The 11,166-nt window shown below is 74.2% G+C and carries 9 protein-coding genes and 1 rRNA gene; 2 read left to right on the plus strand and 8 right to left on the minus strand.

Annotated elements, in window-relative coordinates; genetic code table 11:
• Positions 1-109: 109 nt before the first annotated feature.
• The 5 genes from V6U86_RS32130 to V6U86_RS32150 form a co-directional block, all read right to left on the minus strand.
• Complete coding sequence (locus tag V6U86_RS32130; RefSeq protein ID WP_334510054.1) at positions 110-3,832, minus strand: S8 family serine peptidase; 3,723 nt, start codon at positions 3,830-3,832, stop codon at positions 110-112.
• A 158-nt stretch (positions 3,833-3,990) separates the two neighbouring features.
• Positions 3,991-4,875, minus strand: coding sequence for an NAD kinase (locus V6U86_RS32135; protein WP_334510056.1), 885 nt, complete (start codon positions 4,873-4,875; stop codon positions 3,991-3,993).
• Positions 4,876-4,912: 37 nt separating this feature from the next.
• Entirely contained in the window at positions 4,913-5,773 is an 861-nt protein-coding gene (locus V6U86_RS32140) for a TlyA family RNA methyltransferase (RefSeq protein ID WP_334510058.1), read from the minus strand.
• A 41-nt stretch (positions 5,774-5,814) separates the two neighbouring features.
• On the minus strand, positions 5,815-6,126 hold the full coding sequence (locus tag V6U86_RS32145; protein WP_334510060.1) for a hypothetical protein: 312 nt from the start codon (positions 6,124-6,126) through the stop codon (positions 5,815-5,817).
• Entirely contained in the window at positions 6,123-6,701 is a 579-nt protein-coding gene (locus tag V6U86_RS32150; RefSeq protein WP_334510062.1) for a phasin family protein, read from the minus strand. The genes V6U86_RS32145 and V6U86_RS32150 overlap by 4 nt, the downstream gene beginning before the upstream one ends.
• Before the next feature lie 111 nt (positions 6,702-6,812).
• On the opposite strand from V6U86_RS32150, the gene V6U86_RS32155 reads away from it, so the two are divergent.
• A complete protein-coding gene (locus tag V6U86_RS32155; protein WP_334510064.1) occupies positions 6,813-7,151 on the plus strand; it encodes an SCP2 sterol-binding domain-containing protein in 339 nt (112 codons plus the stop codon).
• 10 nt (positions 7,152-7,161) lie between these two features.
• On the opposite strand, the gene V6U86_RS32160 is transcribed toward V6U86_RS32155, so the two are convergent.
• Both V6U86_RS32160 and V6U86_RS32165 read right to left on the minus strand, forming a co-directional pair.
• Positions 7,162-8,193: an HAD-IIA family hydrolase gene (locus tag V6U86_RS32160; protein ID WP_334510066.1), complete on the minus strand. Its 1,032-nt coding sequence runs from the start codon at positions 8,191-8,193 to the stop codon at positions 7,162-7,164.
• Positions 8,190-9,086: a tetratricopeptide repeat protein gene (locus V6U86_RS32165; RefSeq protein WP_334510068.1), complete on the minus strand. Its 897-nt coding sequence runs from the start codon at positions 9,084-9,086 to the stop codon at positions 8,190-8,192. The genes V6U86_RS32160 and V6U86_RS32165 overlap by 4 nt, the downstream gene beginning before the upstream one ends.
• Here V6U86_RS32165 and V6U86_RS32170 point away from each other — a divergent pair.
• On the plus strand, positions 9,075-11,003 hold the full coding sequence (locus tag V6U86_RS32170; protein ID WP_334510070.1) for a hypothetical protein: 1,929 nt from the start codon (positions 9,075-9,077) through the stop codon (positions 11,001-11,003). The genes V6U86_RS32165 and V6U86_RS32170 overlap by 12 nt on opposite strands.
• A gap of 90 nt (positions 11,004-11,093) precedes the next feature.
• On the opposite strand, the gene rrf is transcribed toward V6U86_RS32170, so the two are convergent.
• Positions 11,094-11,166 (minus strand): 5S ribosomal RNA (gene rrf, locus V6U86_RS33475); the annotation flags it as partial.

The raw sequence follows: 11,166 nt of genomic DNA on the forward strand, positions 1-11,166 counted from the left end.
CGGGCGCACCACGACGTGACCCGGCGAGCGCCGAAGGGTCCGCCGTCGACCGACGGCGGACCCGCGGGCCGGCAGGGTGGGGCGGCCAGGCCGCCCCACCCTGCCCGAATCAGCGCAGCCCGTACGCCTGGAGCACGGTCTGATCGACGGTGTTCCCGGCCCGGTCGGCGGCGTGCACCCGCAGCGACACCGTTCCGCGCCCCGCGGGCACGGTCGCGGTGTACCGGGTGCCCGACCCCTTGGTCGGCGCGTTGCGCCAGGTGACGCCCCCGTCGAAGGAGACCTGCACCCGGACGCTGGTGCCGGTCGGCGTCGCCACCCCGGTCGGCTGCCGCAGGGTCAGCCCCAGCTGGTGCGACCGGTTGCCGCGTACCGTGCCGAGCAGGTCGGCCGGCACCCGGTAGTCCACCTGCAGCAGCGACAACGGCGTGGCGGCGTCGCCCGCCGGTCGAGCCGAGGTGAACTCCCAGGCGGTGTCGGTGCGCGTGGCGTAGCGCCACTCGGCCGAGGACCGCCCGGTGGTCACGTCCAGCCGGTAGCGGGCCGCCCCGGCGGTCGTGGGCACAGACGCCCAGCCGTCGGAGAGGTCCGCGATCTGCTGCCCGTCGCGGCTGACCCGCGCCGCGACGGTGTCCGACTCCTCACTAGCACCGGCCACGCTGTAGTGCCCCTCGGCGTCGACGAACTCGGGCACCCGCAGCTGAAGGTTGTCACCGGTGCGGGTGGGCACCGGCGCCCCGCTGGCGGGGACGGCCGGGCGGATCACCGGCGCGTGCCAGGTCTCGGTCACCCGGTCGTCGGCGGCGTAGCGCCGGGGCTGCTGGGTCAGGCCACCGGTCAACTGCCCCCACTGCATGAACATCAGCTTGTGCATCACCCGCTGCTGCCACCAGTTGTCACCGGCGCTGACGAACTCCTGCCGGGTGGTGCCGGCCCGAACCAGCCGCTGGTTGTCGTTCCAGGCGGTGTCCTGCCACGGACGCCACCCGAACCGCTGCTCGCTGGCCCACTCCCCGCCGACGTTCCCGTAGTGGGCGGTCACCTCGGCGGTGTTCCGCTCGGTGACCTTGTGGACGATCCGCTCCGGGACCCGACCCGTCGAGACCTGCCACACGTCGTACAGGTACGGGCTGTCCACGGTCAACGTCAGGTCCAGCGTCGTACGACCCTTCCGGGCCGCCGCGATGACCTTCTGACCGTCGTCGTACGCCACCGCCATCGCCGGGATCGGCAGCCGGTCACCCAACGGGGTCCACGACGTCCACGCGCTCTGGTCGGCCGGCCGGACGACGAGCGCCACCTTCGCGCCCGCGGCGGCCGCCGCCGCGATCTGTTCCTCCTCCGAGGCGTCCGGGCTGGTGGTGAGCAGCGCCGCGGCACCGCGTACCCGGGTCAGCTCGGCGGGGGTGCCGGTACCGGCCCAGACCAGCGGCAGCTTGCGCCGCTCGGCCGGCGCCGGCGAGTAGCCCATCAGGTTGATGTCCAGCGGACCGGACACCCCGTTGATCTTCGCGTCCACCATCGGAGCGACCAACTGCCAGCGCGACGCGAACTCGAACTCGCCCTGGCGCACCGGGCGGGTCGGGGTGACGTTGACCTGCTGGATGGTGCTGTAGGTCATCACCCCGTGGTCGACCTGCCGGCCGTTGCCGAAGACCCGGTGCTCGTAGAAGCTGATCGTCGACCGCTGCTCGGTCGGCTTCGGCGTCTCGATCCGCACCGGGGTGCCCTTACGCGGGTCGAGCACGACGGTGAGGTCCCTGTCGACCAGCAGCTCCGGGTCGGTGACCAGGGTGATCTGCTCGTCCAGCGGGGCACCGTGCTCGATCAACGCCTCGACCAGGTAGGGGCCCTCCTCGACCTGGAGCTGCACCTCGCCGCCGACCCAGCCGAGCCAGTCGGATTCGGGCTGCTCACCGAAGAGGGTGAGCACCGACGCGAGACCCGGCTGACCCTTCATGTCCAGCGCCTTCACCGTAACGGTGTGCAGCGGGCCGCTGAGGGTCAGCGCGACGGCGGTACGCACCGCGACACCGTCCGCGCCGGTAGCCACCAGCCAGCCGCTGTGCACACCCCGGTCCAGCTTCGCCGGGTCCGCCCGCAGCGGCACGACGACGCTGCCGCCGGCCGGCACGGTCACCTCGGTGCCACCGACCGCCACCCCGTCGGCCTCGGCCCTGTCGGTGTCCAGGTTGCGCAACTCCAGGGCCAACCGCAGGGTCTGCGGGGCCGTGCCGCCGTTGGTGTACGTCACGGCCCGCTCGGCCGCCGCGCCACCGGTGCTGAGCCGGCCGAAGTCGGCGGTGGCGGAGCCGAACACCCGCTGGCCGAGCGCGCGGGCCACGTCGACCCGGCCGGCGCCCTGCTCGAAGACGGTCAACGCCGGGTTCGCCTTCGTGGTGCTGACCAGCGCGTCCTTCAGTTTCGCGGCAGCCCAGTCGGGGTGCTCCTGGGCGAGGATCGCCGCCGCTCCGGCCACGTGCGGGGTGGCCATCGAGGTGCCGGACGCGGTCGTGTAGGCGTCGTCCACCGGCGTACCCATGGTGGTGCCGGCGGCGCGGGCGGCGACGATGCCGACGCCCGGCGCGGTGATCTCGGGCTTGAGGCCGTTGTCGCCGAGGCGCGGCCCCCGGCTGGAGAACTCCGCCAGGTTGTCGGCGCGGTCCACCGCGCCGACGGTGAGCGCCGCCGCGGCCGCGCCGGGCGCGCCGACGGTACGCGCGGCGCCCGAGTTGCCGGCGGCGACCACGAAGAGCGCGCCGGTCTCGGCGGTCAGGTCGTTCACCGCCTGACTCATCGGGTCGGTGCCGTCGGTCGGGTCGCCACCGAGGCTCATGCTGACCACCTTCGCGCCGGAGTGGGCGGCCCACTCCATGCCCGCGATGATGGACGAGCTGTAGCCGGAGCCGGCGTCGTCGAGCACCTTGCCGACCAGCAACCGCGCGCCCGGGGCTACGCCCTTGCGTTTCCCGTCGGATGCCGCCCCGCTGCCGGCGATGGTGGAGGCCACGTGGGTGCCGTGGCCGTGCCCGTCGCGGGCGCTGCCGCTGCCGGAGAAGTCCTGCGCCTCGGCGATCCGACCGGCCAGGTCGGGGTGGGTGGCGTCGACGCCGGTGTCGAGCACCGCCACCGTCACGCCGGCACCGTCGCGGCCGGCGGCCCAGGCGATCGGGGCGCCGATCTGCGGCACGCTGTGCTCCAGCGTCGGACGGACCTTCCCGTCCAGCCAGATCCGGGCGACGCCGGCGCCGAGCCGGGCCGGCGAGCCGGCGCTGACCCGCTGCCCCGCGGCGCCGCGCAGCGACGTCCACAGACCACCGAGGTCACCCTTGCCGACCCGCAGCGCGGCGCCGTTGATGCTCTCCAGCGGACGCGCGTCGGTGGCACCGGTCAGCGGCCTGACCCGTCCGGCGGCCGGCTCCTGATAGCGGACGATCAGCGGCAACGTGGCCTGCGCGGCGTCGCCGTATCCGTCGGCCGCCAACTCCTGGACGTCGAACAGGTCGGGGTCGAGCACCCCGGCGGAGAGGTACGGCACGACGTCGCTGGGCAGCACCCGCAACCCGCCGTCGGCCTCGACGGTCTGGAAGGTGATCCGGTTCCGCCCCGGGCCGGGGCGGACGGTGGCGGCGACCCGACCGGGCGCCGCCTGCACCAGCTCGACCTGGTCGCCGGTGATCAGGGTGATGCGGACGGGGGTGGCGTGCTGTGCGGGCGTGCCCGATGTGGGGCCGGTGGGCCGGGCGGGCGGGTCGGCGGACGCCGGTGCGGCGACGCCGACCACCAACGCGCCGACCGCGCCGACGGCGAGCCAGCGGGGGGACCAGTGCATGCGATGCGCTCCTCTACTCCTCCAGGCCCACCATCCGTAGATGAGGGCCGATCGGAGTCTGCGACCGAGCGCGTCACCAGGTCACTAGTCGCCAGCCGCCGCAGCGGCGACATGTCGCCAGGTGGACAACTCACGTCCACCGACGGTGTGTGCCACGGTCACCGGCGGCTGCCGCGCCACCCGTGCACGGGAAGGTCGAACTTGGCCACCAGCCGGTCGGTGAACGGGCGGGGGCGCAGCCGCACGATGCGTACCGGCAGGGCGCCCCGACGCACCGTCACCCGCGCGCCGGGTGGCAGGTCGTAGACCCGCCGGCCGTCGCAGGAGAGCACGGCGAGGGTGGTGAACGGGTCGACGGTGATCACGAAGGTGGACGTCGGGGCCGTGACCAGCGGGCGGCTGAACAACGCGTGCGCGCTGATCGGCACCAGCAGCAGCGCCTCCACCTCCGGCCAGACGACCGGGCCACCACCGGAGAACGCGTACGCGGTGGAGCCGGTGGGCGTGGCGCAGACGACACCGTCGCAGCCGTAACGGGACAGCGGACGGCCGTCCACGTCGACGAGCAGCTCCAGCATCTGCGCCCGTTCGCCCTTTTCGATGCTGATCTCGTTGAGCGCCCAGGACTCGATCGTCGGCCCACCGTCGAACTCGGCGGTGACGTCCAGGGTCAGCCGCTCGTCGACCGTGTAGTTGCGACCGACGACGTCCCGGACCGCGGTGTCCAGGTCGTCGATCTCCGCCTCCGCCAGGAAGCCCACCTTGCCGAGGTTGATGCCGAGCAGCGGCGCCTTCGCCGGCCGGGCCAGCTCGGCGGCGCGCAGGAAGGTGCCGTCCCCACCCAGCGCGAAGACGATCTCGGCGCCCTCGGCGGCCTGCGGGCCGGCGACCGGCACCACACCGGGCAGGTCGAGGTCGTCGGCCTCGTCGGCGACCACCCGTACCTCGAAACCCGCCTCGATCAGATCTGCGGCGACCGACCGGGCGTGCTCGGTGCTGCGCCGACGGCCGGTGTGGGTCACCAGCAGCGCGGTGCGGCTCATCGGGCCGCCCCCGTTGCGGCACCCTCGCTGCGCGCGTTCACCCTGCGACCTCCTCCGCCGCCACGTCCGGCACGTCGCCGGCCGTCGTCGAACCGTCCGGCCCGGCCGCCACCACGGCCCGCACCCGCTTCGGGTCGGCCGGCGGTGCGCCCCGGCGCAACCATACGAAGAACTCCACGTTGCCGCTCGGCCCGGGCAGCGGGCTGGCCGCCACGTCGGCCAGCCCGAGGCCGAGCCGCGCGGCCGTCGCGGCCACGTCCAGCACCGCTTCGGCGCGCAGCTCCGGATCGCGGACCACACCGCCGGCACCGACTCGCTCCTTGCCGACCTCGAACTGCGGCTTGACCATCAACGCCAGGTCACCGTCGTCGCGGGTGCAGCCGGCCAGCGCCGGCAGCACCAGCCGCAGCGAGATGAACGACAGGTCGGCCACCGTGAGATCGACCGGGCCGCCGATCGCGTCCGCATCGAGGGTACGAACGTTGGTGCGCTCCAGAACGCGGACCCGCTCGTTCGTGCGCAACGACCAGGCGAGCTGCCCGTACCCGACGTCCACGGCCACCACCTCGGCCGCGTCGGCGCGCAGCAGCACGTCGGTGAACCCGCCGGTCGACGCGCCCGCGTCCAGGCAACGCCGCCCGGCGACGTGCAGCCCACCGGGGGCGAACGCGGCCAGCGCCCCGGCGAGTTTGTGCCCGCCCCGGGAGACGTACTCCTCGGCCGGGTCCGCACCGGTCACCAGGAGCGGGTCGGCGGGGTCGACCATCGCGGCCGCCTTGCGGGCGACCACGCCCCGCAGTTGGACCCGACCGGCCTCCACCAACGCGGCGGCCTGCTCACGGGAGCGGGCCAGACCGCGGCGGACGAGTTCGGCGTCCAGCCGGTTACGACGTGCCATGGGTGGTTGTTCTCCGGTCTGCTCAGGCCTGGTCGTCCCGCTCAGGTCTGGTCGATGGTGGCGAGGGTTTCCCGCAGCGTCTCGTAGGCCGCCTCGTACTGGGCGATCTGGTCGGCCGGGGCGAGCGTTGCCGCGTTGGCCAGGGACTGCACGGCGGCGTCCACCGCCGGGTGCCGCGTCTCGTCGTCCCCGAGGTCCGGTGGCGGTCCGGGGCGGGCACCCACCGCGGGGCCGGGCCGCGCCGCGAAGGAGCCGCTAGCCGGCGGGCCGGGCCGGGCCGGGAACGAGCCGCTCGCCGGCGGGCCGGGCCGGGCCGGGAAGGAGCCGCCGGGCGGTGGACCGGGCCGGCTCATTCGGCGTCGTCCGGTCGCTGCTTGCGGATCGCCTTCTTGGCCGGCATCGCCGCCGGCGTCGGGGCGTCCTCGTCGGCGGTCCGGCTGATCGTCGCCGGCGGCTTCTTGGCGATGGCCTTCTTGGCGACCGCCTTCTTGGCGACGGCCTTCTTCGCCACCGGCGCGGAGACGGGCGCGCCCGCCGGGGCGTCGGACGGCACGAGGCCGGTGCCGGGCTGCGCGGCGGCAGTCGGGTCGGGTTGTGCCGTGGGGCCGGCGGTCGGCGCGTCGGCGGAACGCGCCTCCCGTAGCTGCCGTTCCAGGTCGTGCACCCGTCGGGTCAGCTCGGCCACCTCGTCGGCGGTAGCCAGACCGACCGCTCCGAGGGCCCGGTCGACCTCGAAGCGGACCAGCTTGGTCAACGCCTCCCGGTTGGCCGCACCGGTGGTCACCAGCTCCTCACCGAGGGCCTGGAGTTGGGCGGCGGTCGCGCCGCCGGAGCCGACGAGGCGACGTGCCACGTCCTGGGCCTTCTTCCGGGGCGCCTCCGCAAGGCCCATGGCCAGCTCGAGGTAGGCGCGCCACGCGTCCTGCATGCCTGAGTCCTTCCACGGGGCGGGGTGTGCAGGTGTCACGCTACCGGGCACCCCGGACCGGTCCGTGCGGTACGGTGCCGAGGACGGCGTGGCGATCACCAAGGGGGAGATGTGGCCAGCGTGGACGAGTGCCGGCAGGCGTTGCAGGAGCTGGCCGCGCGGTTGGATCGCAACGCCGAGACGGTACGCGAGCGGATCGACCTGGACCGGACGCTGGCCTGCCGGATCACCGACCTGGACACCGCGTTCCACGGCCGGATCACCGACGGCCGGCTGGTCGAGCTGACCGACGGTGACGACCCCAAGGCCAAGATCGCGCTGAGCACGTCCAGCGACGACCTGCTCGCCCTGGTCCGCGGCGACCTGGACGTCACCAGTGCGGTGACCTCCCGCCGGGTGTCGATCAAGGCCAACCCGTTCGACCTGCTGAAGCTGCGCAAGCTGCTCTGACAGTCGCCCGTCAGGCAGCAGCGGTCAGACCGAAACTCTCCAGCACGTGGGCCGCGTCCGGGCCGACCGGACGGATCTTCGGCAGCGCCGCCACCGGCGCCGACCAGGCCACCGCGCAGAGCGCGGCAAGGGCGTCCAGCGGTCGGCCGGCCCCCGCCAGCTCCAGCGTGCCGTCCCGATCGGTCACAGACCAGCCGCCAGCGTCCGCCGGGCCCGGGACCAGCACGGCGGCGGTCGGGTCGAACAGCCCCGCCAGGTCCCTCGCGACGTACGTGGGACGCCGCTGCGGCTCGGCGGCCAGCAACTCCGGTACGCCGCTGACACCGGTGAGCACGAGCAGGCTGTCCAGCCCTGCCCGGCGGGCACCCTCGATGTCGGTGTCCAGCCGGTCACCCACCACCAGGCTCCGCCCACCGCCACTGCGCTTGGCGGCGGTTTCGAACAGTGCCGGCTCCGGCTTGCCGACCACCACGTCGGGGTCTCGTTCCAGTGCCGTACGCAGCACGGCGACCAGCGAACCGTTGCCGGGCAGCGGTCCCCGCCCACTGGGCAGGGTCCGATCGGTGTTGGTGGCGATCCAGATCGCGCCCGCCCGCACCGCGATCGACGCTTCGGCCAGCTCGGCCCAGCCGACCTGCGGGCCGTACCCCTGCACCACCGCCGCCGGCTTCTCGTCGGCCTGGGTGACCGGGTTCAGACCGACCGCGCGCAGCTCCGCGCGCAGCGCCTCCGCGCCGACCACCAGCACGGACGCACCGGCCGGCAGCCGGTCACGCAGCAACTCGGCCGAGGCGGCGGCGGAGGTGAGAACCTCCTCCGGCCGGGCCGGCACACCCATTCCGGTCAGCAGGTCCGCGACCTCGCTGGACCGGCGGGACGCGTTGTTGGTCGCGTACGCCACCGCCCGTCCCTCGGCGTGCAGCCGGGCCACCGTCTCGACGGCGCCGGGGATCGGCCGGTCGATCAGGTAGATCACGCCGTCCAAATCGAAGACGACCAGGGTGTACCCGTCGACCAGCCGATCCCCAACGCCCGCGCTCACCGCTGCGTCGACCCCGACTCGTCGTCCCCGGCCGGCACGGTCCCATCGACCTTCGCCGCGTCCCCGTCGGCCGCGTCGCCGGACGTCACACCGCTGTCGCCAGCGGTGTCCGCGTCGGCGTCGCCGCTCCCGCTGGGGTGCCGGTCCTCGTCCTCGTCGTCGTCGAAGTCGTCGTCGTCTTCGTCGTCGTCGTCGAAGTCGTCGGCGTCCTCGTCGGTCTCATTGCCCGCCAGGTCCGCATCGGGGCGGGCCGGCACCGCGCCGGGAGCGCCCGGACCGGCCGCGATCTCCTCGGCGGCCTCGTCCTCGTCGTCACCCTCGATGACCACGCCGTCGAGCTCCAGCAGCCGCTCGGCGGCGTCGGTCTCGCCCTCGGTGTCCACGTCGGCGGCGCGGGAGAACCATTCGCGGGCCTCCTCGCGCCGACCCACCGCGAGCAGCGCGTCGGCGTACGCGTACCGCAGCCGGGCCGTCCACGGCACGGTGGCCTCGCTGGTGAGGTCCGGGACCTGGAGCATCGCGACCGCGGCGTCCTTCTGCCCGAGGTCGCCCCGCGCTCCGGCGGCGACGATCAGCAGCTCGATCGCCACGGCCTGGTCCAGCTTCTCCCGGTCGGCGCCACGGAACAGGTCAATGGCCCGCTCCGGCCGGCCGAGAGCCCGCTCGCAGTCCGCGAGCACGGCCAGGTGGCTCTGCAACCCGCTCATCCGGTGGTACGTGCGCAGTTCGGCGATCGCCGACTGCCACTCCCCCGCGTGGTAAGCGGCCAGGCCGACCGCCTCACGGACAGCGGAGATGCGCGACGCCAGCCGCCGGGCGGCCAGCGCGTGCGCCAACGCCTCGGCGGGGTCCTCGTCGATCAGCTGTCCGGTCGCGACCAGGTGCCGGGCCACCGTCTCGGCGACCGGCTTGTTCAGCGAGAGCAGCTCAGCGCGAACGTCCTTGTCGAGGTCGGTCGCGACGATGTCGTCCGGCAGCGCCGGGGCCGCACTACGCCCGCCCTCGAACGACTCGGAGCCACCCGCGCGGTCGTCGCGACGGAACTCCCCCTCGCGACGCGGCCGCTCGTCGCCCCGGAAACCGCCGGTACGCTCTCCACCCCGGTAGCCGCCCTCACGGTCGCCGCCCCGGAAGCCGCCCTCACGCGGAGCGCTGGAACGGGAACCGTCCCGGTCGCCGCCCCGGAAGCCGCCCTCACGCGGAGCGCCCGAGCGCGAACCGTCCCGGTCGCCACCACGGAAACCGCCCTCACGGCGGTCGCCGCCCCGGAAGCCGCCCTCACGCGGAGCGCTGGAACGGGAACCGTCCCGGTCCCCACCACGGAAACCACCTTCGCGACGGTCGCCGCCACGGAAGCCACCGTCACGGTCGCCACTGCGGAAGCCACCCTCGCGCGGCGGGCCGGAGCGAGTGCGGTCGCCACCCTGGTACCCGCCCTCGCGACGGTCGCCGCCACGGAAGCCACCCTCGCGAGGAGCGCCGGAACGCGAACCGTCGCGGTCACCACCGCGGAAACCACCCTCACGCGGCGGGCCCGAGCGAGTGCGGTCGCCACCCTGGTACCCGCCCTCACGACGGTCACCACCACGGAAACCACCCTCACGCGGAGCGCCCGAGCGCGAACCGTCCCGGTCACCACCACGGAAGCCGCCCTCACGGCGGTCACCACCACGGAAACCACCGTCGCGGTCGCCGCCGCGGAAGCCACCCTCGCGGGGACCGCCCGAGCGCGAACCGTCACGGTCGCCGCCGCGGAAACCACCTTCGCGACGGTCGCCGCCACGGAAACCGCCCTCGCGGTCACCACCGCGGAAACCACCCTCACGCGGCGGGCCCGAGCGCGAACCGTCCCGGTCGCCACCCCGGAAACCACCTTCGCGACGGTCGCCACCACGGAAACCGCCCTCGCGGTCACCACCGCGGAAACCACCCTCACGCGGCGGGCCCGAGCGCGAACCGTCCCGGTCGCCACCCTGGTACCCACCCTCGCGACGGTCGCCACCACGGAAGCCACCGTCACGGTCGCCGCCACGGAAGCCACCCTCACGCGGCGGGCCGGAGCGAGTGCGGTCGCCACCCTGGTACCCGCCCTCACGACGGTCACCACCACGGAAGCCACCCTCACGGCGATCGCCACCACGGTCGCCACCGCGGAAACCGCCTTCGCGCGGAGCACCCGAGCGCGAGCCGTCGCGGTCGCCGCCACGGAAACCACCCTCGCGACGATCGCCGCCACGGAAACCACCGTCGCGGTCGCCACCGCGGAAACCGCCTTCGCGCGGAGCACCCGAGCGCGAGCCGTCGCGGTCGCCGCCACGGAAACCACCCTCGCGACGATCGCCGCCACGGAAACCACCGTCGCGGTCGCCACCGCGGAAACCGCCTTCGCGCGGAGCACCCGAGCGCGAGCCGTCGCGGTCGCCGCCACGGAAACCACCTTCACGGCGGTCGCCGCCACGGAAACCACCCTCGCGCGGAGCACCCGAGCGGTCGCCGCTGCGGAAGCCACCGTCACGCGGGGCGCTGGAACGCGAGCCGTCGCGGTCGCCGCCACGGAAACCACCTTCACGGCGGTCGCCGCCGCGGTAGCCGCCCTCACGGGGTGCGCTGGAGCGCGAGCTGTCCCGGTCACCGCCACGGGAGCCAGAGTCGCGGCCGCCGGCGTATCCGCCTCGGGCGCCTCCGCTGTCGCGGTCTCCCCGGTAGGGAGGCCGGTCTCGGTCATCGCGGCGCGGGCCGCGGTCGCGTCCGCCCGCACCGTCAGTACGTTCTTCGTAACGACGGGGACGGTCTCCGCCCTGCGGTCCTGAACTCACAGGTACATCCTTCCTGATTGCGCCACCAATGGCGCTACGCAGTCGAGGGCCGACCCGGATGGGGCGGCCCTCGACTGGAAGATTGTCCGGCGGTGTCCTACTCTCCCACACCCTCACGAGTGCAGTACCATCGGCGCTGGAGGGCTTAGCTTCCGGG

It is taken from the genome of Micromonospora sp. CPCC 205558, assembly GCF_036902955.1.
Lineage (GTDB): Bacteria > Actinomycetota > Actinomycetes > Mycobacteriales > Micromonosporaceae > Micromonospora.

Bases quoted from the DNA above. Each gene is read 5' to 3' on its own strand.
- V6U86_RS32130 (WP_334510054.1), bottom strand. From the start codon at position 3,832: ATGCACTGGTCCCCCCGCTGGCTCGCCGTCGGCGCGGTCGGCGCGTTG.
- V6U86_RS32145 (WP_334510060.1), bottom strand. From the start codon at position 6,126: ATGAGCCGGCCCGGTCCACCGCCCGGCGGCTCCTTCCCGGCCCGGCCC.
- V6U86_RS32140 (WP_334510058.1), bottom strand. From the start codon at position 5,773: ATGGCACGTCGTAACCGGCTGGACGCCGAACTCGTCCGCCGCGGTCTG.
- V6U86_RS32150 (WP_334510062.1), bottom strand. From the start codon at position 6,701: ATGCAGGACGCGTGGCGCGCCTACCTCGAGCTGGCCATGGGCCTTGCG.
- V6U86_RS32135 (WP_334510056.1), bottom strand. From the start codon at position 4,875: ATGAGCCGCACCGCGCTGCTGGTGACCCACACCGGCCGTCGGCGCAGC.